Here is a 20,433-nt window from a genome sequence, read left to right as displayed (position 1 = left end):
GAGCGTCAGCGAGGTGAGCGCATGAGTACGTCCGCCGCCCGCCGTGCCCTGGGCCGTTCGTACGGGGCGGAGCGCGCGCTGACGCTCGTCGCCGGGCTGATCGCGACGCTCGCGGGCGCCGCCGCGCTGATGGTCGGGCTGGGCTGGCTCGGCCGGTTCCGCGGGCAGCGCGCTCTGCTCGACCCGATCGCCGTCCGCTGGCTCGGCGACCACGCCCTGTACGCGCGGATCGGCGCGCTGGTGCTCGGGGTGCTGCTGCTGGTGCTCGGCCTGTGGTGGTTCTTCCGCTCGCTGCGGCCGGAGCCCCGGCCCGACCTGCAGCTCGACGAGACGCCCGGCGCGGAGCTGACCGTCACCTCGGCCGCGATCGCCGGCGCGGTGCAGGCCGACGCCGAGGACATCACCGGTGTCACCCGCGCGCGGGTGCGCGCCGTCGGCACCAAGGCCGAGCCGGCGCTGCGCGTGACGCTGTGGCTGAGCGAAGACACGGACGTCCGCCGCGTCTGGTCGGACCTCGACACGTACGTGCTCACGCGGGCCCGCGAGTCGCTCGGGCTCGACGTGCTGCCCACCGCCGTCCGGCTCGAACTCGACACGGCGGGCCCGGCACGCGTGCGCTGACGCCGTTCAGTGCGCAGAATGCCCGCATGGCCCTCCCCGTGCTGGCACCGATCAAGCCCATGCTCGCGAAGCCCGCGAAGGCGATCCCGGACTCGGGCGGCCTGCTGTTCGAGCCCAAGTGGGACGGCTTCCGCTGCCTCGTCTTCCGCGACGGCGACGAGCTGACCCTCCAGTCGCGCGCGGAGAAGCCGCTCAACCGGTACTTCCCCGAGGTCGTCGAGCGGCTGCTCGAAACGCTGCCAGACCAGGTCGTGCTCGATGGCGAGCTGGTGGTGGCCCGCGACGGGAAGCTCGACTTCGACGCCCTGACCGAGCGCATCCACCCGGCCGACAGCCGCGTCCAGCTGCTCGCGAAGGAGTCACCCGCCGAATTCGTCGCGTTCGACGTGCTGGCGCTGGGCTCGGAGTCCTTCGTGGACGAACCGACCTCCGCCCGCCGCGCGCGGCTGGAACAGCTCGCCGGCGACGGCTTCCACCTGACCCCGGCGACCACGGACCCGGACACCGCGCGGCACTGGTTCGAGCTGTTCGAGGGCGCCGGGCTCGACGGCGTGATCGGGAAGCCGCTGGGCGAGCCGTACACCCCGGGCAAGCGGGTCCTGTTCAAGTACAAGCATTCCCGCACGGCCGACTGCGTGCTGGCCGGGCTGCGCTGGCACGTCGACGGCGCGCCGGGCGAGGCCGTCGGGTCGTTCCTGCTCGGGCTGCACGACGGCGACGGGCTGCTGCACCACGTCGGCGTGGTCGGCTCGTTCCCGGCCGCGCGGCGGCGCGAGCTGGCGACCGAGCTGGCGCCCCTGGTCACCGACGGCGAGGGGCACCCGTGGCTCGGCGACGCCGTGCGCGAAGGCCAGCGGATCCCCGGCGGGATCACGCGCTGGCGGTCGAAGGAGCAGCCGTGGGTGCCGCTCCGGCTGGAGCGGGTCGTCGAGGTCTCCTACGAGCACACCGAGGGCGGTGACCCCGCGCGGTTCCGGCACACCGCGCAGTTCGCCCGCTGGCGCCCGGACCGCGAGCCGTCTTCGTGCGGCTACGCGCAGCTGGAGGAGCCCGCGCGCTACGACCTGTCCGCGGTGTTCCGCGGCGAAGTCGTGCGGACCCGCTGAACCCCTCGTGAGTGTTTGGGCCGGTTCCAACCGTCCTGGCCACTCACGAGCCCGGACCCGCTAACTTCCGCCCCACACCCGGCGTGCCAAGCTCGACCGGGAGTTCGCCCGAGTAGACGTGAGGACCAAGCCTGTGCGCCGCCGTTCCACCCGCCGTTACCGCCTGCGCGCCCGGCTGGTGGTCGTGGCGCTGGGGGCGCTGACCCTCGCGGGCTGCACCACCGGCCCGTCGGTGCGCCCGGCCGTGGTGGAGAACGACGGCAAGGCCACCAAGCCCGCGTCGCCGAGCTCGGCCCCGGTGCCGCTGCCGCCGTTGTCGGAACCGCAGTCGCCGACACTGCGCTGGACCGACTGCGACGACGACACCCGCGCCCGGATGGGCCAGCCGGGCGTGCCCGCGTCGCTGCACTTCAGCTGCGCGCGGATGAACGCGCCGCTCGACGCGCCCGACGACACCCAGCACCTGCTGGCGCGGATCCTGGTGCTGAAGGCGGGCACCGGCCCGGTCCCGCTGGTGGTGGTCAACGACGTCGGCGGCGAACCCGGCTCGCTGTTCGCCGCGCGGCTCGCGGCGCAGCTGCCGCCCGCGTTCCTGCAGAAGTTCACCCTGATCGGCCTGGACCGCCGCGGCACCGGGATGTCCGGCGGAGTGCAGTGCGTGCCGCCCGAGGCCCGGGACGCGCTCCTCGGCGCGGATCCCGCGCAGGGCGGCCTCGGCGACGTGCTGGACGCCGCGCGCCGGGCCGGCCAGCAGTGCGCGATCGACCTGGACACCGCGCAGACCGCCCTGGACAGCTGGCGCACCGCGGGCGACCTCGACGAGCTTCGCCGTGAGCTGGGCCTGGACAAGCTGAGCGCGCTCGGCCGCGGCGACGGTTCGAAGGTGCTGTCGGAGTACGCGGTGCGCTTCCCCGGTCAGGTGGGCCGCATGGTGCTCGACGGCCTGCCCGACCCGGGTGCGGACCGCGCGGCCGTGCTGGACGCCGTCGCCGCGGGCGCGCAGGGGACCCTGGACGCGTTCGGCGCGGACTGTGCCGCGCGCGGCTGTGCCATGGGCGACCCGAAGGCCGCGCTGACGGCCGTGACCGACCGCCTCCGCACCGCCCCGGCGTCGACCGCCGACGGCGTGGTCCTGAGCCCCGGCATCGCGATGTACGGCGTCTATCTGGGCCTCGCGGACCGTTCCCGCTGGCCCGCCCTGGCGGACGCGATCACCGCGGCCCGCACCGGCGACGTCACCGCGCTGGAGGCCTTCGCGGCGCCGATGCTGACCGACAACGACAACGACCCGTCCCGCATCGGCGGCACCATCGCGACCCGCTGCAACGACGCCGCCACCCGCCTGCCCGCCGACCAGATCGACAAGGTGGAACAGGGTATGCGCGCGAAATACCCGCAGTTCGGCGCGCTGGTCGCCCAGGAGCTCGCCTGGTGCGGCGCCTGGCCCGTCCGCCGCGAGCCCCTCCCGCCCGCCGGCGCCCCGGGCGCCCCGCCGATCATGGTCGCCGCCACCACCACCGACCCGGTCACCCCCGGCCAGGGCACCGGCCGCGCCGCGGACCAGATGCCCAGCGCTGTGACCGTCTCCTGGCAGGGCACCGGCCACGGCGCCGTCGGCCTGAGCCCCTGCGTCACCGCCGCCGCGCAGTCTTTCCTGATCGACGGCAAGGTCCCTGCCGACGGCACCCTCTGCCCGGCTTGACCCCGCCTCGGCGCGCCTGCCCTCACTTCAGGAGGGCGGTCCCGCCGGCGAGCCGGGTTCGCACGTCGCTGGGCACCCGCACGCCGTGCGTCCGCAGGTCGGCGGTGAAACGCGCGGCGAGCGGGTCCGGCGCGGCGGCCGTCACCGCCACGAGCTGCCGGAACCAGCGTGGCGAGAACGAGCGGACCACACCCGGGAAGCCGGCGGTGACCGCGCTCACCGGGGATACCGCGACCCCGAGGCCGGCGGCCGCGAGCTGTGGTGCCGCAGTCGTCACCGACGTCGCCATCACCGGGTCCGGGCGGACTCCGGCACTGGTGAGCGACCGGTCGAGCCATTCACTGAGGCCGTTCTCCGGTGCGAAGTGGACCAGCGGAGCCCCTTCGAGATCGAGTATCCGCACGGTCGGCAGCCGGGCCAGCCGATGGCCGTTCGGTGCCGTCAGCACGACCTCCTCGTCAGCGACGACAGCGGTCGTGAAGCGGTCGGGCACGGAAGCGGGCATCAGCACCAGGTCGAACTCGCCGGAGTCGACGCCGCCGAGGAGTTCGTCCACCGCCATGGATTCGCGCAGGGTGACCGCCACCTCCGGGTAGCGGCGGTGCCACTGGCGGATGACCGGGGCGAGCAGCGGCACGGTGAGGCTCTGCGCGCAGGCCAGCCGCAGCGCTCCGCCGGCCGCTTCACCGACCGCGCGTGCCGACCGGACGGCGGCTGCGGCCGCCTCGACCGCCCGCCTGGCCTCCGCGACGGCGGCTCGCCCCGCGGGGGTGAGCTTGACGCCCCGGGGCTCGCGGCGAACCAGGATCGTCCGCGTCTCACGCTCCAGCACGGCGAGCTGATGAGAGACGGCGGGCTGCGAGGAATGCAGCAGCCGCGCGGCCCGCGTGATCGATCCGCAGTCGGCGACCGCGACAAGACACTCCAACGCTCGTAGCGAAGCCATCCACAGATTTTATCGCAAGCCGTCGAACTATCGATGTGGTTGAGGGAAGTTATGGCGGCGATCCATTGCTGATTCCGGCACAGCACCTGAGCAAAGGAGAGTTCACATGGCACGCGCGTTCGTGACGGGCGGTTCGGGGTTCATCGGCCGCGTATTGGTGCGCCGGCTGCTGGCTGAGGGACACTCGGTTCGAGCACTGGTCCGCAGCGAGGCTTCGGCGGAAATCGTGGCCGCGCTCGGTGCCGAGCCCGTGCGGGGCGAGTTGACCGCTCCGGCCACTTGGCGGGACGAGGTGACCGGCAGCGACGTGGTGTTCCACCTCGCGGCCGAGACGGACATCAGCGCGGACCGCGCGCGGCACCAGCTCGTGACGGTCGACGGCACCCAGGCCGCCGTGGACGCCGCCCGCCACGCGAAGGTTCCCCGGTTCGTCCACTGCGGCAGCGAAGCCGCGCTCCTGGCCGGCCCGCCGCTGGTGGAGGCCGACGAGACCGCACCGCTGCGGCCGGACTCGGAGGCCGCCTACTGCGCGGTGAAGGCCGAGGCGGAGCAGATCGTGCTCGAGGCGAACGCGCCGGGCTTCGCCACGGTTTCGATCCGCCCGAGGTTCGTGTGGGGCCCCGACAGCATCCTCACCGACAGCCTGGTGGCGGCCGCCAAGGCGGGCCAGTTCGCCTGGATCGACGGCGGACGGCACACCACCGACGTCACCTTCGTCGACAACGCGGTCGAGGGCCTCGTGCTCGGTTGGCGACGCGGCCGGCCAGGCCAGGCCTACTTCGTCACCGACCGGCAGCGCGTCGTCCTCCGGGAGTTCATGGAGACCCTGTTCGAGATCCACGGCGTCGATCTGCCGGTCTCCGAGACCACCGCCGGCGAGGTCTCCGCGCCCACTCGGTGGTTCCTCGGGCAGCCGTGCCTCCTGCGGACGGAGAAGGCCGTGGCCGAACTCGGTTACGAGCCCGTCGTTTCGCAGGCCGCCGGTCTGGCCGCCGTCCGGGAGCGGGTGGCCTTGCCCACCGCATGAAGTCCGCGCGGCCGGCACGGGGCACCCATTCCCGGAAAGAGACAGCACATCATGAACCGACCCCTCGCCGGCCGCACCGCGCTGGTCACCGGCGGGACCCGGGCGCGGCCGCCGTCCGCGCGGCGCCGCCGTCGCCTTCAGCTACGTCCGCTCCACCGCGGACGCCGGGTCGCCGACCCGGGAAATCCGCGCCGGCGGTGGCACGGCCGAACGCTTTCAGGCCGACCCGGCCGCCGCCGGGCTGGCCCGGCGGATGCTGGACCGCTTGGGCGCTCGACATCCTGGACGAGGTCGCGGCGGCGGTGGCGTTCCTGGCCGGCCCGGACGCCGCTCACCTCACCGGCACGACCCTGGACGTCGACGGCGGTTACCACGCCTGCCCCCGGCCGGTCCCGGACCGCGCGACCCTGCGGTCCAACGCCGGCCCAGGACCGGTCCCGGCGACTGCGCTCCCGGGCCGCCGGGCGGAAAGCGGACCTGCGGGTCCGGCCTTGCCACGGCGACGCGTCCGGGCGGCCGGGGCAGGCCATCGGCAGGCAACCAGACCCACTCACGCCCCGGCACAGCGACTGGGCAAGAGCCCCCCGGAACCTACTGCCGATACCCCTCAACCTCCCCCACCGACCGCACCTCAGCCCCCTCGGGGTCCTCGTCGAACTCCGTCCGGGCGCGCCGCTGCCGCAGCAGGTCCCAGCACTGGTCCAGTTCCTGCTCCAGCCCGGTCAGCCGCTCCCGGTCGTCCCCGGAGAGCCCGACCCCCACCGACCGGGACCGCAGCTCGTGCTCTTCAGCGATGAGCTGGTCGATCCGGCCCATGATCCCGCCGTCCGCCATGGTTCCTCCTTGCCCGGCCCGCCGGGCCTCGATCCTGAGAGGTCAAGACGCTACCTCCAGCCCGGGAATTCCCGCCGCGCGTCGTCCGTTGGAAGGCGTATGAGCACAGTTGAGCTGACCACCGCCAACTTCGACCAGACCGTGAGCGACCACGAGTTCGTCCTGATCGACTTCTGGGCGAGCTGGTGCGGCCCGTGCCGCCAGTTCGCGCCGGTGTACGAGACGGCGTCGGAGAAACACGAGGACATCGTGTTCACGAAGGTCGACACCGAGGCCGAGCAGCAGCTCGCCGCCGCGTTCGACATCCGGTCGATCCCGACGCTCGCGGTGATCCGCGACAAGACGCTGATCTACGCCCAGCCGGGCGCGCTGCCCGCGGCCGCGCTGGAGGACATCATCCGCCAGGCCCGCGAGGTCGACATGGACGAGGTCAAGAAGGCCGCGGCCGAGCAGGAAGCGCAGGCCTGACCCAGTACTGACCGGGGACGCGAGAACGCCCCCTCACCCGTCGGGGAAGCGGGTGAGGGGGCGTTCTCCTGGATCCGAAAGCCGTTCAGGACCGGGTGGCGAGCCCGCGCAGGAAGAACACCAGGTTCGCCGGGCGCTCGGCCAGCCGCCGCATGAAGTAGCCGTACCACTCGTCGCCGCACGGCACGTACACGCGCATGGTGGAGCCCTCGGCGGCGATCCGCTTCTGCTCCTCGGGCCGGATGCCGTACAGCATCTGGAACTCGTGGTCGGCCGCCGTGCGCCCGGCCTCAGCCGCCAGCTTCGACGCGATGGCGATGATCCGCGGGTCGTGCGAGGCCACCATCGGGTAGCCCTGGCCCGCCATCAGCACCCGCAGGCAGCGCACGTACGACTTGTCGACGTCCGCCTTGTCCTGGAACGCCGCCGACTCCGGCTCGGCGTACGCGCCCTTGCACAGCCGCACCCGCGAGCCCGGGCCGGACAGCTCGCGGCAGTCCTGCTCGGTGCGCTTGAGGTAGGCCTGCAGCACCGCGCCCACCCACGGGTACTCGCCGCGCAGCTCACGCAGGATGCCGAGCGTCGAGTCCGTGGTGGTGTGGTCCTCCATGTCGAGCGTCACGGTCGCGCCGACGGCCTCGGCCGCGGCACAGATCTTCCGCGCGTTCTCCAGCGCGACACCCTCGCCGTCGGCCGGCAGGAACTGCCCGACGGCCGACAGCTTCACCGAGACGTCCGCGCCCTGGGCGAGGCCCTGCTCGGCGAGCGCCGACAGCAGTGCCTCGTAGGCCCGGACGGTGGTGGCCGCCTGGGTGGCGTCCGTGGTGTCCTCGCCGAGGTGGTCGATGGTGATCGACCGGCCGTCGGCGGCCAGCTCCCGCGCGACGCGCACGGCGTCGGCGGTCGCGGACCCGGACACGAACCGCCGCACCACGGACCGCGTGACGGGCACGGCTTCGATCAGCGCGCGCACCCGGCGGGACCGGGCGGCGGCGAGCAGCGGGGCACGAAGCATGACAGCTCCCCTCTCAGCCCTGGTGCGGGTGACGCACGACGGTCGCCGGCACGAAGGTCTCCTTGACCGAGCGCGGGCTCGTCCAGCGGAGCAGGTTGAAGATCGAGCCGGCCTTGTCGTTGGTGCCCGAGGCGCGCGCCCCGCCGAACGGCTGCTGACCCACGACGGCGCCGGTCGGCTTGTCGTTGACGTAGAAGTTGCCGGCGCTGAAACGCAACGCCTCCGACGCCTTCGCCACGGCCGCGCGGTCGTTCGCGATCACCGCGCCGGTCAGCGCGTAAGCCGCCGTCTCGTCGATCACCTTGAGCATCGACTCGAAGTCGGCATCCTCGTAAACGTGCACCGAAAGGATCGGCCCGAAGTACTCGGTGCTGAAGATCTCGTGCTTCGGGCTGGCCGACACCAGGATCGTCGGCTGCACGAAGTAGCCCACGCTGTCGTCCGCGGTGCCGCCGGTGAGGATCTCGACCTCGGCGTCACCCTTCACGCGCTCGAACAGCGACGCGTGCTTGTCGAACGCGCGACGGTCGATCACCGCGCCGCCGAAGTGGCTCAAGTCGGTGACATCGCCGTAGGACAGCGCCTCGGTCTCGGTGATCAGGCTGTCCTTCAGCTGCTCCCACACGCTGCGCGGGATGTACGCGCGCGAAGCGGCGGAGCATTTCTGGCCCTGGTACTCGAAAGCGCCGCGGACGAGCGCGGTCCGCAGCACGTCGATGTCGGCCGACGGGTGCGCCAGGACGAAGTCCTTGCCACCGGTCTCGCCGACCAGCCGCGGGTAGCTGCGGTAGCCGGCGATGTTGCCGCCGACCGTGCCCCACAGGTGCTGGAACGTCGCGGTGGAGCCGGTGAAGTGGATGCCCGCGAGGTCGCGGTGCGTCAGCGCAACCTCGGAGACGGCCTTGCCGTCACCGGGCAGCAGGTTGATCACACCCGGAGGCATGCCGGCCTCTTCGAGCAGCCGCATCGTCAGGTGCGCGGCGAAGCTCTGCGTCGGCGAAGGCTTCCACAGCACCGTGTTGCCCATCAGCGCGGGCGCGGTGGGCAGGTTGCCGGCGATCGCGGTGAAGTTGAACGGCGTGATCGCGTAGACGAAGCCTTCGAGCGGGCGGTGCTCCATGCGGTTCCACACGCCGGGCGAGCTGATCGGCTGCTCGGCGAGGATGCGGCGGCCGAATTCGACGTTGAAGCGCCAGAAGTCGGCCAGCTCGCAGGCGGAGTCGATCTCGGCCTGGGTGGCGGTCTTCGACTGGCCGAGCATGGTCGCCGCGTTCAGCGTGGCGCGCCACGGGCCGGTCAGCAGGTCGGCGGCGCGCAGCAGGATCGCGGCGCGGTCGTCGAACGACAGCGCGCGCCACTCCGGCGCGGCCTTGCCCGCCGCGGCGACGGCGTCGGCGGCGTCCTGCTTCGTGGCGCTCTGGATGGTGCCCAGCACGCGGCCGTGGTTGTGCGGCTGGACGACGTCGATCTTCTCGCCGCCGCCGGCGCGCTGCTCGCCGCCGACCGTCACGGTCAGGTCGACGGGCCCCGCCTGGCCCAGCTTGGTCAGCGCGCCCTCGAGTTCGGCGCGCTCGGCGCTGCCCGGCGCGTAGGTCAGCACCGTTTCGTTCTTCGGGGCTGGGGTCTGGGTTACGGCGTCCACGGCGGCTCCCTTGTTCTCGGCACCTGCGGGTTCAGTTGCCCGAACCGTAACGCCGGAAGCCGCGGGGAGGTTTGTCCACCAGGCTAGAATCACCAGGGTGAGATTGTCCGATCAGCCAAAGGTCTCCGCCGTTCCCGAGGTCGTGGCCGGGACATCGCTGCGGCACGTGCTCGCGACCCTCGGTGAACCACTCGTCCGGGTGCTCGTGGCGCCGCGCGGGCTGGCCGTGCCGGTCGAGGACGTGGTGATCCTCGACCCGGAGGACCCGCCCGAGGCCCACCCCGGCGACCTCGTGCTGGTGATCGGCGCGCGCGGCCGGGCGGCCGGCGCGGCCATCCGAGCGGCCGGGCGCGGTGGCGCGGCCGCGGTGGCGGTGAAGGGCGAAGGCGGCACGGAGATCGCGGCGGACGCGGGCGTCGCGCTGCTCACCGTCGGCGCCGAGGCGCGCTGGGAACAGGTGGAGGCGCTGGCCCGCGGGGTCGTCGACGCGGCGCGGGCCGGCGGCGAGGCCCAGAGCGGCGAGGTGCTGGGCGACCTGTTCGCGCTGGCCCAGACCGTCGCGACGCTCACCGGCGGGCTCGTCAGCATCGAGGACACGGCCAGCCGCGTGCTGGCCTACTCACGATCCTCGGACGAGGTCGACGAGCTGCGCCGGCTGTCGATCCTCGGCCGCGAAGGACCGGAGCGGTACCTGGCGATGCTGCGTGAATGGGGCGTCTACCAGCGGTTGCGCGCGGGCGAGGGCATCGTGCGCATCGACGAGCGGCCCGAGCTGGGCATCCGGCGGCGCATCGCGGCCGGCATCCACGCCGGTGCGCAGCCGCTCGGCACGATCTGGGTGCAGGAGGGCGCGACGCCGCTGACCGAGCAGGCCGAGGTCGCGCTGCTCGGCGCGAGCCGTTCGCTGGCGCCGCAGCTGATCCGCGCGCGGACGCAGCCCAGCCCCGAGCTGCGCCTGCGCGAAGACCTGCTGGCCGGGCTGCTCGACGGTCGCGTCGACGCGGAATCCGTGGCCGGTGAGATCGGCGCGGACCCAGGCCGCCCGGCGCAGGTGCTGGCGTTCGCGCTGTCCTCGCCGGGGGCCGCGGCGTCCGGCCGGCAGCTGCGCCGCGCCGAGCTGGTGCACCTGATCGCGGTGCACACCGCGGCGTACCGGCGCACCGCGCTGGTCAGCGTGCTCGGCGGCCGCGTCTACGCGCTGCTGCCCGACCTGCCCGAGCACCCGGACGCGGCCGTGCTGGCGCTGGCCAGGGAGATCGTCGCGACGGCGCGGCGGCACCTCGACGTGCCCGTGCGCGCGGCGCTGGGCGGGGTGGTGCCGCGGCTGTCCGACGCGGCGGCCTCCCGGGGCGACGCGGACCGCGTGCTCGCGACGATGGCCCGCGGGCGCTGGCCGGAGCCGGTCGCCTCGCTGGCCGACGTGCGCGCCGACGTGCTGCTGTCGGAAGTCCTCGCCTACCTCGCGGACCAGCCGCGCATCCGCGACCCCCGCCTGGCCGAACTGGTCGCGCACGACGCCGAGCACGGCGGCATCCTGGTCCCCGCCGTGCTGGCCTACCTGGACGCGTTCGGCGACGTCCGCGCGGCGGCGCAAGCACTGAACATCCACCCGAACACCGTGCGGTACCGCGTCCGCCGGGCCGCCGAGGTCTCCGGCATCAGCCTGGCCGACCCCGCCCAGCGGCTGCTGACAGAGCTCCAGCTGCGACTGTGAAAACGGCTTGGCCGCGCTCGATAAGGTGCGGCTGTGGATCTTTTCCCGCGCGCTTGGGGCGCCCTTCAGGAAGCCGTCCACGCGCTCGAAGGCGGCCAGTGGGTCACGCCGTCGGGCTGCACCGGCTGGCTCGTCCAGGACCTGGTGTTCCACCTGGTCATCGACGCGCAGGACGTCCTGATCACGCTCGCCTCGACCACCGAAGCGCCGGCGACCCGCGACGCGGTGACGTACTGGCAGCCCTCGGATCAGCCGACGGGGACCGACCCGGAATCGGCGTTCGTCCGCCGCGGCGCGGCCGCGTACGCCGACCTGGACCGGCTGGCCCACCACTTCGACGACCTCGCCGTCGCCGCCGGGCGCGCCGCGGCCGCCGCGGACCCGGCCGCCCGCGTCGAGACCTGCGACGAGGTGTTCACGGTCGCGGACTACCTGGCGGTGTACGTGGTCGAATCGACGCTGCACCACCTCGACCTGGTCCGGCATCTGTCCGGAGTGGACGGACCGCCGCCGGAGACCGCCGCCGCCACCCGGGCGATGGTGGAAAAGGTGACGGGGCAAGCCTTTCCGGCCGGGGTGGCCGACCACGAGGCGCTGCTGGTGGCCACCGGCCGCGCCCCCGTTCCGGCCTCGTGGGGCGGCTTCACCGCGGTGACACTCGGATGATCATCTGACTCGAGGGCACCTTCGGCGCGGGCAAGACGGACGTCGTCTGGCCACGGAAAGCGTTACCGCCCAAGGATTTCACGCCGCGGGAACAGCGAGCCCGGCCACCCGCGCCAGGGCGGCGAACGAGTCGACCCGGGCGGACTGGTCGTAGGTGCTCGTGCTCACCAGGACCTCGTCGGCGCCGACGCTCTCGACGAGCGCGCCGAGACGGTCCGCGACCTCTTCCGGACTGCCGCCGATCTGTCCGGCGAGCGTCTGGTCGAGGCGGGCGCGCTCGCGGTCGGTCATCGCCAGGGCGAGGATTTCGTCCGGCGGCGAAAGCGGCGGGAAGACGCCGTGGCTGCGTGAGTAGACCGTGGCCCATGCCTCCGGCACGAGCAGCCGGCGCGCGGCCGCCGCGGAATCGGCGACGGCCACCGCTGTCGACACGACGACATACGGCTGCGCGGCCTGGTCCGAAGGCCGGAACTCGTCGCGGTACCGGGCGACGGCGTCGAGCAGGACGCGCTCGCCGCGCACCGGCGCGATGACCAGCGGCAGCCCCAGCTCCGCGGCCAGCGCGGCGCCGGAACCGGTGGCCAGCAGGAACGCGGGCACCCGACGGCCCTCGGCGGGGATCGCGTGCACACCCGGGTATTCGGCCTGGTCGCCGCGGAAGAAGGCGAGCAGCTCGCGCACCTGGCCCCCGAACTCGTCGGCCGCCTCCTTGCCCTGCCCGAGCGCGCGGCGGACGCCGTCGGTGAAGCCGACCGAGCGGCCCAGCCCGAGGTCGATCCGGCCGGGGAACAGCGAGTCGAGCACCCCGAACTGCTCCGCCACGACCAGCGGCCGGTGGTTGGGCAGCATCACTCCCCCGGTGCCCACGCGGATCCGCCCGGTGGCCGACGCGACGGCCGCGGCCAGCACCGTCGGCGCCGACCCGGCGACCCCGGGCACGCCGTGGTGCTCCGAAACCCAGAACCGGTGATACCCCAGCGCCTCGATGTCCCCGGCGAACGCGACCGTGTCACGCAGCGCCTGCCCGGTGCCCCGCCCACGGCGGACGGGCGAGCGGTCGAGAACGGAGATCCGGTACGTCACACCGGGTTCAACACCGTTGCGGGAGGCCGGATTCCCGCTACGGGCGCCACCGTTCGCTGTAGTCCGGGTGGTCGGCGTACGGCAGGGCAAGCAGGCGCAGCGTCAGGCACCAGTTCGAGCCGGCCTCGTCGCCGGGCACGTGACAGGTCTCGCACCAGTATTCGCTGCCGTAGAGCGGAAAACCGGGCACCTTCTCGGACACCGTGGTGCGGTGGGCGAGCATGATGCGGCGGGTCGCCTCGACCTCGTTGATCATCTGGTTGACCACGTCGATCTCGAGGTCGCCGAGCGCGCGCACGCGCTGCTCCACCGCGACCTTCGTCTCACCGCGGTTGAGCGGTTCGCCGTCCTTCGCCTTCCGCACGGCCTGCATGATCACCGCCTGGCGCTGGCCAACCCGTGCTGCCAGGAACGCGATCAGGTCGTCCACGAACGGCCTCCCTCCTCCAGCCTGCACCCGGGCACTCCGGTCCGAGGTCGCGGGCCGACCTCAGCCCGTTACGCCCTGAACCGGCCCCGACCTCCCCGGGGCCCGCAGAACAGTACCCGCGCCATTCGTTGACCAGCGGGAACGTTATGCAGCCGTGAGGGTTGTGAATTCGCACCACCGGACCAGTTGATCACCGAGGGTGACCACGGTCGGCGGTCGGCCCGTCACTCCGGGTCGGGACGCGCCTTGCTGGGCTGCACGCGCTTGGGCTCGCCGGGCATCTTCGGATAGTCCGGCGGATAGGGCAACTCCGCGCCGCCCAGGTCACGGTCGTCGCGTTCGTACCACTCCAGCAGCGTTTCGAGGCCGAACGCCGTTTCGTCCATGGGCGCGTGGAGGTCGCCGTGCTCGGCGAAGAAGCCCGGGACGGACAGGACGTCGAAGTCGTCCGGCTGGACCTCGTCCAGCATCGCCCAGGTCAGCGGCGTCGAGACGGTCGCGCGGGGCGTGCCGCGGACCGACCAGGTGGAGGCGACGGTGCGATCGCGGGCCGCCTGGTTGTAGTCGAGGAAGACGCGGCCGCCGCGCTCCTCCTTCCACCACGAGACGGTCGCCTGCTCCGGCGCTCGCCGCTCGACCTCGCGGGCGAGCGCGATGACGGCGTGGCGCACCGCGATGAAGTCCCACTCCGGCCGGATCCGCACGAGCACGTGCACCCCGCGGCCGCCGGAGGTCTTGGGGTAGCCGGTGAGCCCGGCGTCGGCCAGCACCTCGCGCACGACGCGGGCCACCGCCACGGCGTCGTCGAACCCCGCCGAATCGGGCGGGTCGACGTCCACGCGCAGTTCGTCCGGATGGTCCACATCGGACCGCCGGACCGGCCACGGGTGGAAGTCGAACGTGCCGAGGTTCGCCGCCCAGGCGAACACCGCGGCCTCGGTAGGACAGACCTCGTCGGCCGTGCGGCCGGACGGGAACGCGATCCGGGCCGTCTCGAGCCAGTCGGGCGCGCCCTTCGGCACGCGCTTGGCGTAGAACCACTCACCCTCGACGCCGTCGACATAGCGCTTCAGCGTGGTGGGCCGCTCCCCGATCGCACGCAGCAACGGCTCGGCCACAGCGAGGTAGTACTCCACCACCTGCCGCTTGGTGATGCCGCGCTGCGGGAAGTAGACCTTGTCGGGACTGGAAACGCGGACCTTGCGCGGCCCCACCTGGTACTCGACCGGATCGCCGTTCTTGGGCATGAGCCCACCGTAGCGGGATCAGCGGCGGGTGCCCGGCCTTCGCACACCGGCGGTGCCACCCGGCACCGGAACTCCTGCGAGCCGCCGGTCCTCCGCCAGCGGTGCCTACTGCACTTCGCGAACGTCCCGCCACCGCAACCTCGCGAACCCATGCCGCCCTGACCACGGCCCCCTTCGCAAATCACGGCCCCCTTCGCAAATACCGGCGATGCCCACCGCGCCCCCACCACCGGAACCTCGCCAACCCCTCGCCGCCCCACCACCGAACCCTTCGCGAACACCGGCGGCACCCACCGCGCAAACCCACCGCGCCCCGCCGCCGGAACCTCGCCCACCCAGTACTGCCCCACCATGAAACCCTTCGCGAACCGCGGTGCCCTACCGTGGAAAGGGTGTCCGGCCGAACCAAGCTGATCCTCGCGCTCGCCGTGCTCGCCCTCTTCGCGGCGGCCGCGGTGTTCCTGCCGATCCCCGGTCCGGCCGACCTCCGGCGCTGGGCCGCGGCGACCGGCCCGGCGACGCCGCTGCTCCTGCTGCTGGCGTACTCCCTGCTCACGGTGGCTCCGATCCCGCGGACGGTGTTCAACCTCGCCGCCGGGCTGCTCGTCGGCTCCGTGGCCGGGATCGCCATCGGGCTGGTGGCGACGACGATCGCCGCCGGGCTGTCGTTCGGCCTGGCGCGGCTGCTGGGCCGCGACCTGGTCACGCGGCACCTGCACCGGGCGCCGGTCCGCCTGGTCAACGAACGGCTCTCCGGCGGCGGCGTGCTGGCGATCACCTCGCTGCGCCTGATCCCCGTGGTCCCCTTCGCGCCGCTCAGCTACCTGTGCGGCGTCTCGTCCGTGCGGCTGGTCCCGTACCTGGTGGGAACCGCGCTGGGTAGCGTGCCGGGCACGGTCGCGGTGGTCATCCTCGGCGACGCGCTGACCGGCGACACGCCGCCCGCACTTCTGGTCTGTTACGGCGTCTTCGCCGCCGCCGGTGCCATCGGCCTGGTCAGGGTGCTGAAGAAGCGCTCGCCGGCGCCCGGAGCGGAAGAGGCCGCGGCGCCGGCACCAACTGGCTGACGGCAGCCCCGCCCGCTCGACCGCTACACTCGTTTGGGTGCGCGAGGGCCATCCGCGCTGCGCAGGACCACGATCACCGGGATTTCGTCAGGAGCGGTCGCCATCGACACCGGTCAGCTGATCGCGGGGCACTATCGCCTCGTCGAGCACATTGGTAGCGGTGCCATGGGAGTGGTGTGGCGCGCCGTCGACGTGCGCCTGGAACGGTCGGTGGCGATCAAGCAGATCCTGCCGCAGCCGGGCGTGTCGGAGGCCGAGCGCGACAACATGCGCCAGCGGGCGATGCGCGAGGCCAAGAACGCCGCGCGGTTCCAGCACCCGAACGCCATCGTGGTCTTCGACATCGCCGAAGACGGCGGCGACCCGTGCCTGGTGATGGAGTACCTGAACGGGCCGAGCCTGTCGGCCGTGCTGGCCGACCAGGGCACCCTGCCGGTCGGCCAGGTCGCGCGGATCGGCGAGCAGGTCGCGGCCGCGCTGGTCGCGGCGCACCGCGCCGGGATCGTGCACCGCGACGTCAAGCCGGGCAACATCCTGATCGACGAGACCGGCACGGCGAAGATCACCGACTTCGGCATCTCGCGCGCGGCGGGTGACATGACCCTCACCCAGACCGGCCTGATCGGCGGCACCCCGGCCTACCTGGCACCCGAGCTGGCGCGTGGCGCCGACCCGGTGCCCAGCTCCGACGTCTTCGCCCTCGGCGCCACGCTCTACCAGGCGATCGAGGGCCAGACGCCGTACGGCAACACCACCAACCAGCTCGCGCTGCTCTACGCGGCGGCGAACGGCCAGATCAACCCGCCGACCCAGGCCGGCCCGGCCACCGCGTTGCTGATGAGCCTGCTGCGCAGCGAGCCCGCCGAGCGCCCGAGCATGGCCGAGGCCCGCGAGCGCCTGGCCGCGCTGACCGCGGGCGAGCCGACGCCGCCGATGGCCCCGCTGCTGCTGTCCGGCAACCAGGGCGACCGCGTCGGCTCGCGCCCGCCGTGGCAGCGGTCGGAGGCGAAGTCCCCGGCCTCCGCGCCGATCCCGGCGCAGAAGGCCCCGTCGAACCCGCCGCGCACGCCGACCGCGGCGTTCATGCCGATGCGCTCGCCGTCCGCGCCGCCCCAGACGCCCGGGCCCCAGACCCCTGGGCCCCAGACGCTCGGCCCCCAGACCCCGCCGCGTCCGGTCGCCCCGCTCCAGCAGACGCCGACCCCGCCGCGTCCGCAGCCGGCCCAGAACAGACCCCCGGCACCGCCTCGCACCCCCGCCACCACCGCGGCCGCCCCGAGCTACTCGGGTGGCACCGGCAAGTCCGCCGACACCAAGCGCAAGGCCGCGATCCTCGCCGGCGGCGCGGCGGCCGTGGTCGTCGTCGCGGTGGTCGTCTTCCTGGTACTGAACAACGGCAGCAGCAACAACAAGAGCGCCCCGCCGGCCGGCCAGACGCAGACATCGAATTCGGCCGGAGCGCCGAACCCCGCCAGCAGCGCACCCAGCTCGCCCCCCGTCGCCGGCCTGGGCCAGACCCCGACCGAGGGCAAGGTCACCGACTTCGGCGGCGCGGGCAAGATGGTCGCCGACGGGTTCTTCAACAAGCCGTCCGAAGGCTGGTCCTACCTGACCCCGGCCGCGCAGGCCGTCTACGGCGACCAGCAGAACTTCCAGCAGTATTGGCAGAACAACAAGATCAGCGCCTACTCGTACGCCCACGCCGACAGCAACGGCAACAATGCCGACGGCTCCCTCACCATGAACCTCACGGTGAACGGCATCCGGCGCGGCTACCGGGTGGTCATCATCGGCGGCCAGATGCTGATCGACAGCGACACCAAGCTCGAGGCCACCGGAACGCCGAACCAGTGATCGCGGCGAACCAGTGACACAGGCCGCTTCGGGAGTGTGCTGATCAGGCCCGATGGCTTACCGTGGTGCCATGGCCGAGAGCGCTGCTGTGCCACCGGGCTGGAATCCCCGTTTCCACGAAGACCTGGTCGGGCTCGACCCGTACGACCCGGAGGCCCGCGCGTTCGCCGCGCACCTGGACCGGATGGAGCGCACCGGGCCGACGTTCACGGTGGAGGCCTGCCTGGACCAGATGGGCGATTTCGCCGATTCCAGCAGCCGCGTCGGCGGCCTGCGCTACTGGGTGTCCGCGCTGATCGCGGTGCTCATCGTGTTCGGCGTGATCGTCACCGCATGGGACATCGTGGCGCACGCGATCGCCTTCCTCCGGGGGTAACGTGGGGTTCGTGAAAGGTATGAAACCCGTCGTCGGCACCACGCCCCGCGTGGTGAAGTCCGAGCAGGAGTGGCGCGCGGAGCTGAGCCCCGAGGAGTACGCCGTGCTCCGCCAGGCCGGCACCGAGCAACCGTTCGTCGGCGAGTACACCGACACCAAGACCACCGGCGTCTACGAGTGCCGCGCCTGCGGGGCCGAGATCTTCCGCAGCGACACGAAGTTCGAGAGCCACTGCGGCTGGCCGTCGTTCTACGACCCGGCCGACTCCGACGCCGTGCTGCTGCGCGAGGACCGGGCCATGGGCATGCGGCGCATCGAGGTGCTCTGCGCCTCCTGCCACAGTCACCTCGGGCACGTCTTCGAGGGCGAGGGCTACGAAACGCCGACCGACCAGCGCTACTGCATCAACTCGATCTCCATGAAGCTCGTCCCGGTTCCCGGGGCCGAGGCTTGACCCAAACTTAAGGCCGGACGGACTGCCCGCCCTCCCCGAAGCGTGCAAAATGGGACAACGGCACGCTACTGGGGAGGGCGGACCTATGTTCGGGAATTGGGGAATCGACGGCGCGATCTTCGCTGCCGCAAGTATTTTGCTGGGTTTCTTCGTTCTGCTCCGTGTGTTCGCCCGCGGCCGCCAGGCCCGGCGCGGCGGCCACGAGGCGCCTCGGCTCCGGTCGCTCGCGCACGTCGCGATGCTGACCGGCGGCCCGGTCCGCGTCGGCCAGACGGTGGTGGCCGGGATGATCGAGCGTGAGCAGGTCCGCGTCGACAGCGGCGGACGGCTGCACCTGACCCCGCTCGCCCCCGCCGACCCGCTCGGCCGCGAGGCCGCGGCGATCATCGGCCTCCGGTCCGGCGTGACCGGGGTGATCGGCGAGCTGTCACGCGGCCCGGCGATGGAAGCACTCACCGGAGAACTGGTCGCGCAAGGCTTCCTCGTCGACGAAGCGCCGGTGCGGAAAGCCTGGCAGCGCGCCCTGATCGTGGAGTCGGCGCTGCTCGCCGCCGGTCTGGCCTGGTTCCTGGTCGAGCTGGTGCGCGGGACGTTCGCCGGTTACCTGCTGATCGCCGCCGCCGTGACCCTCGTGCTGGCGGCGACCGCGCTCGCGCAAGCCACCCGCGCCAAGGGGCCTCGGCCCACCGAGGCGGGCCGCGCCGCCGCGACCGCCGGCTGGGACGACAAAAGCCTGGTCACCGGTGCGGCCGGCGCGGTCGCCATCGGCGGGCTCGCCAACTACCCGGACCGCGACATCCGGGTCGCGCTCAGCCGCGGCACCGTGGCCCCGCCCGCTCCGAGGCGAGGCCGAGCGCGAGCCGGCTACGCGGCCGGTGCGGGTGGCGCGTGGATCGCCGGGTCTTCGTGGGGCGGCTCCGGCTGCGGCGGCGGTTCCGGCTGCGGCTCCGGCTGTGGTGGCTCCGGCTGCGGCGGCGGGTCGGGCTGCGGTGGCGGCGCCGGCTGTGGCGGGGGTGGTGGATGCGGCGGCGGCAGCAGTTAGCCGGAACCCGCGAGCGCCCGGGGCCGTCAGTTCTGCCGACCCGAACGGGCGAAACGGACCAGCAGGGTCCACCAACCCAGACGACGAGGGAGGCGCACGATGAGCGAGCCGTGGGGTATCTCGGGACCGCAGTTCCTGGTGCTGTACGGGCTGGCTTTGGCGCTGTTGCTGGTCGTGCAGCTCGTCTTGCCCGCCATGGTGCGGGCGCGCGCCCGTTCGGCGCCCGCCGCGCACGACGGCTCGATGCCGGGCGTCTACCAGCTGGCCTACCTTGCGGGCGGCGCCCCGCGCGCCGTCGACGCGGCGATCGCGGCGCTGGTCGAGCGTGGCCTGCTGCGCTTGAACAGCTACCGCCAGCTCAGCGCGGCCGGCCCGGCCCCGCAGGAGCCGCTGGAGCGAGCCGTCCACGGTGCCGCGAACGAGGCCGGGAGGAGCCTGACGACCAACGAGCTGCGGTACCGGACAGTGGATTCCCGCGCGGTGAAAGACATCGAGGCGGACCTGGACCGGCGAGGCCTGCTCATGGCCGAGGGCGGTGTGGCGAAGGCCCGGACCGCCGTCTCCCTGTTGTGGGTGCTGCTCCTGGTGGTCGGGGTGGTGCGGGGGGTGAACGGCGTTGCGCTCGGCCGTCCGGTGGGCGGGCTCGTCGCGCTGGTGTTCGTCGCGCTGGTGCTGACTTTCGTGGCGCGCTCGGCTCGCCGCTGGAAGCGCCGCCACCGCCCCACCTCGGCCGGCGAGGCCCTGGTCACCCGGGCCCGCGCGGACCTGCACGCGACGGAACGTCCGGAGGGGCCGTGTCATGACAACCGTGTAAGCCACGGATGGACCAAGATCGGGATCGCTGACGGCGACCCAGAAAGGCTCTATCTGTGACTGAGAACACATCGCCTGATCGGGCTGCGGGTGCCGCGGCCGGCGAAGCACTCGCTCGGGTGTTGCCGTCGGAAACGCTTGATGCGCTGGTGAAAGACGCGTATGCGAATGGCGGGGCGCTGGGCGCGCAAGAATTGCTGAACGAGATGACCAAGGCGGTGCTCGAACGAGCACTGGACGCTGAAATGACCCATCATCTCGGATACGAGAAAGGAGACCCTGCCGGGAACGGTTCCGGGAACTCCAGAAACGGCATGTCCCCGAAA

The 20,433-nt window shown here is 72.8% G+C and carries 21 protein-coding genes; 14 read left to right on the top strand and 7 right to left on the bottom strand.

Annotated features, from left to right (window positions below):
- Nucleotides 1-21: 21 nt before the first annotated feature.
- The 3 genes from amaP to BMY97_RS20960 all read left to right on the top strand — a co-directional run bounded on the left by amaP (nucleotide 22) and on the right by BMY97_RS20960 (nucleotide 3,429).
- A complete protein-coding gene (gene amaP / locus BMY97_RS20970; protein ID WP_091618669.1) occupies nucleotides 22-621 on the top strand; it encodes an alkaline shock response membrane anchor protein AmaP in 600 nt (199 codons plus the stop codon).
- A 26-nt stretch (nucleotides 622-647) separates the two neighbouring features.
- Entirely contained in the window at nucleotides 648-1,727 is a 1,080-nt protein-coding gene (locus BMY97_RS20965; RefSeq protein WP_091618667.1) for an ATP-dependent DNA ligase, read from the top strand.
- Nucleotides 1,728-1,860: 133 nt separating this feature from the next.
- Nucleotides 1,861-3,429, top strand: a complete 1,569-nt coding sequence (locus BMY97_RS20960) for an alpha/beta hydrolase (RefSeq protein WP_091618664.1) — start codon at nucleotides 1,861-1,863, stop codon at nucleotides 3,427-3,429.
- A gap of 22 nt (nucleotides 3,430-3,451) precedes the next feature.
- On the opposite strand, the gene BMY97_RS20955 is transcribed toward BMY97_RS20960, so the two are convergent.
- Nucleotides 3,452-4,375, bottom strand: coding sequence for a LysR family transcriptional regulator (locus BMY97_RS20955; RefSeq protein ID WP_091618663.1), 924 nt, complete (start codon nucleotides 4,373-4,375; stop codon nucleotides 3,452-3,454).
- A gap of 106 nt (nucleotides 4,376-4,481) precedes the next feature.
- Here BMY97_RS20955 and BMY97_RS20950 point away from each other — a divergent pair, with 106 nt between their 5' ends.
- Nucleotides 4,482-5,402 carry an NAD-dependent epimerase/dehydratase family protein gene (locus tag BMY97_RS20950; RefSeq protein WP_091618661.1) on the top strand — a complete coding sequence of 307 codons (921 nt, stop codon included), beginning with the start codon at nucleotides 4,482-4,484 and terminating at the stop codon, nucleotides 5,400-5,402.
- Nucleotides 5,403-5,993: 591 nt separating this feature from the next.
- On the opposite strand, the gene BMY97_RS20945 is transcribed toward BMY97_RS20950, so the two are convergent.
- A complete protein-coding gene (locus BMY97_RS20945; protein WP_091618659.1) occupies nucleotides 5,994-6,236 on the bottom strand; it encodes a DUF2630 family protein in 243 nt (80 codons plus the stop codon).
- Nucleotides 6,237-6,335: 99 nt separating this feature from the next.
- On the opposite strand from BMY97_RS20945, the gene trxA reads away from it, so the two are divergent.
- The gene (trxA, locus tag BMY97_RS20940; protein ID WP_091618657.1) at nucleotides 6,336-6,704 is read left to right on the top strand and encodes a thioredoxin; all 369 of its coding nucleotides are present in this window, start codon (nucleotides 6,336-6,338) and stop codon (nucleotides 6,702-6,704) included.
- Nucleotides 6,705-6,789: 85 nt separating this feature from the next.
- Here the strand turns inward: trxA and BMY97_RS20935 are convergent, their stop codons facing one another.
- Entirely contained in the window at nucleotides 6,790-7,719 is a 930-nt protein-coding gene (locus BMY97_RS20935; RefSeq protein ID WP_091618655.1) for a proline dehydrogenase family protein, read from the bottom strand.
- A gap of 13 nt (nucleotides 7,720-7,732) precedes the next feature.
- A complete protein-coding gene (pruA, locus tag BMY97_RS20930; RefSeq protein WP_091618653.1) occupies nucleotides 7,733-9,361 on the bottom strand; it encodes an L-glutamate gamma-semialdehyde dehydrogenase in 1,629 nt (542 codons plus the stop codon).
- Between the two features lie 97 nt (nucleotides 9,362-9,458).
- Here pruA and BMY97_RS20925 point away from each other — a divergent pair, with 97 nt between their 5' ends.
- Nucleotides 9,459-11,075 (top strand): PucR family transcriptional regulator, encoded by a 1,617-nt coding sequence (locus tag BMY97_RS20925; RefSeq protein WP_245787414.1) that lies wholly within the window; start codon nucleotides 9,459-9,461, stop codon nucleotides 11,073-11,075.
- A gap of 33 nt (nucleotides 11,076-11,108) precedes the next feature.
- Nucleotides 11,109-11,741 (top strand): maleylpyruvate isomerase N-terminal domain-containing protein, encoded by a 633-nt coding sequence (locus BMY97_RS20920; protein ID WP_091618651.1) that lies wholly within the window; start codon nucleotides 11,109-11,111, stop codon nucleotides 11,739-11,741.
- A gap of 78 nt (nucleotides 11,742-11,819) precedes the next feature.
- Here BMY97_RS20920 and BMY97_RS20915 read toward each other — a convergent pair whose 3' ends face one another.
- From BMY97_RS20915 to ligD, 3 genes are all read right to left on the bottom strand, one after another.
- Nucleotides 11,820-12,824, bottom strand: coding sequence for an LLM class flavin-dependent oxidoreductase (locus BMY97_RS20915; protein ID WP_177231462.1), 1,005 nt, complete (start codon nucleotides 12,822-12,824; stop codon nucleotides 11,820-11,822).
- 37 nt (nucleotides 12,825-12,861) lie between these two features.
- The gene (locus BMY97_RS20910) at nucleotides 12,862-13,254 is read right to left on the bottom strand and encodes a DUF6221 family protein (protein WP_091618649.1); all 393 of its coding nucleotides are present in this window, start codon (nucleotides 13,252-13,254) and stop codon (nucleotides 12,862-12,864) included.
- Between the two features lie 224 nt (nucleotides 13,255-13,478).
- Nucleotides 13,479-14,501 (bottom strand): non-homologous end-joining DNA ligase, encoded by a 1,023-nt coding sequence (gene ligD, locus BMY97_RS20905; RefSeq protein ID WP_091618647.1) that lies wholly within the window; start codon nucleotides 14,499-14,501, stop codon nucleotides 13,479-13,481.
- Between the two features lie 392 nt (nucleotides 14,502-14,893).
- On the opposite strand from ligD, the gene BMY97_RS20900 reads away from it, so the two are divergent.
- The 7 genes from BMY97_RS20900 to BMY97_RS20870 form a co-directional block, all read left to right on the top strand.
- On the top strand, nucleotides 14,894-15,568 hold the full coding sequence (locus BMY97_RS20900; protein WP_091618645.1) for a TVP38/TMEM64 family protein: 675 nt from the start codon (nucleotides 14,894-14,896) through the stop codon (nucleotides 15,566-15,568).
- 117 nt (nucleotides 15,569-15,685) lie between these two features.
- Nucleotides 15,686-17,422 carry a serine/threonine-protein kinase gene (locus BMY97_RS20895; RefSeq protein WP_218156837.1) on the top strand — a complete coding sequence of 579 codons (1,737 nt, stop codon included), beginning with the start codon at nucleotides 15,686-15,688 and terminating at the stop codon, nucleotides 17,420-17,422.
- Nucleotides 17,423-17,492: 70 nt separating this feature from the next.
- Nucleotides 17,493-17,798, top strand: a complete 306-nt coding sequence (locus BMY97_RS20890; protein WP_177231461.1) for a hypothetical protein — start codon at nucleotides 17,493-17,495, stop codon at nucleotides 17,796-17,798.
- A gap of 19 nt (nucleotides 17,799-17,817) precedes the next feature.
- Entirely contained in the window at nucleotides 17,818-18,252 is a 435-nt protein-coding gene (gene msrB / locus BMY97_RS20885; RefSeq protein WP_091618640.1) for a peptide-methionine (R)-S-oxide reductase MsrB, read from the top strand.
- 85 nt (nucleotides 18,253-18,337) lie between these two features.
- Entirely contained in the window at nucleotides 18,338-19,294 is a 957-nt protein-coding gene (locus BMY97_RS20880; protein ID WP_177231460.1) for a TIGR04222 domain-containing membrane protein, read from the top strand.
- A 99-nt stretch (nucleotides 19,295-19,393) separates the two neighbouring features.
- On the top strand, nucleotides 19,394-20,167 hold the full coding sequence (locus tag BMY97_RS20875; protein ID WP_091618636.1) for a TIGR04222 domain-containing membrane protein: 774 nt from the start codon (nucleotides 19,394-19,396) through the stop codon (nucleotides 20,165-20,167).
- 62 nt (nucleotides 20,168-20,229) lie between these two features.
- Nucleotides 20,230-20,433, top strand: a 204-nt coding sequence (locus BMY97_RS20870) for a transposase (RefSeq protein WP_177231491.1), incomplete at its 3' end; no start/stop codon positions are given.

The sequence above is a fragment of the Amycolatopsis saalfeldensis genome, from assembly GCF_900110575.1.
Lineage (GTDB): Bacteria > Actinomycetota > Actinomycetes > Mycobacteriales > Pseudonocardiaceae > Amycolatopsis > Amycolatopsis saalfeldensis.
Note: the sequence above shows the minus strand (reverse complement) of the source record. Positions and strands in the feature narration are given on the sequence as shown.

What these genes read in the sequence shown, in the direction of transcription:
- BMY97_RS20950 (WP_091618661.1), top strand. Translation starts at nt 4,482, where the DNA reads ATGGCACGCGCGTTCGTGACGGGCGGTTCGGGGTTCATCGGCCGCGTA.
- BMY97_RS20875 (WP_091618636.1), top strand. Translation starts at nt 19,394, where the DNA reads ATGAGCGAGCCGTGGGGTATCTCGGGACCGCAGTTCCTGGTGCTGTAC.
- BMY97_RS20965 (WP_091618667.1), top strand. Translation starts at nt 648, where the DNA reads ATGGCCCTCCCCGTGCTGGCACCGATCAAGCCCATGCTCGCGAAGCCC.
- amaP (WP_091618669.1), top strand. Translation starts at nt 22, where the DNA reads ATGAGTACGTCCGCCGCCCGCCGTGCCCTGGGCCGTTCGTACGGGGCG.
- BMY97_RS20955 (WP_091618663.1), bottom strand. Translation starts at nt 4,375, where the DNA reads ATGGCTTCGCTACGAGCGTTGGAGTGTCTTGTCGCGGTCGCCGACTGC.
- BMY97_RS20945 (WP_091618659.1), bottom strand. Translation starts at nt 6,236, where the DNA reads ATGGCGGACGGCGGGATCATGGGCCGGATCGACCAGCTCATCGCTGAA.
- BMY97_RS20935 (WP_091618655.1), bottom strand. Translation starts at nt 7,719, where the DNA reads ATGCTTCGTGCCCCGCTGCTCGCCGCCGCCCGGTCCCGCCGGGTGCGC.
- BMY97_RS20880 (WP_177231460.1), top strand. Translation starts at nt 18,338, where the DNA reads ATGTTCGGGAATTGGGGAATCGACGGCGCGATCTTCGCTGCCGCAAGT.
- ligD (WP_091618647.1), bottom strand. Translation starts at nt 14,501, where the DNA reads ATGCCCAAGAACGGCGATCCGGTCGAGTACCAGGTGGGGCCGCGCAAG.
- trxA (WP_091618657.1), top strand. Translation starts at nt 6,336, where the DNA reads ATGAGCACAGTTGAGCTGACCACCGCCAACTTCGACCAGACCGTGAGC.
- msrB (WP_091618640.1), top strand. Translation starts at nt 17,818, where the DNA reads ATGAAACCCGTCGTCGGCACCACGCCCCGCGTGGTGAAGTCCGAGCAG.
- BMY97_RS20890 (WP_177231461.1), top strand. Translation starts at nt 17,493, where the DNA reads ATGGCCGAGAGCGCTGCTGTGCCACCGGGCTGGAATCCCCGTTTCCAC.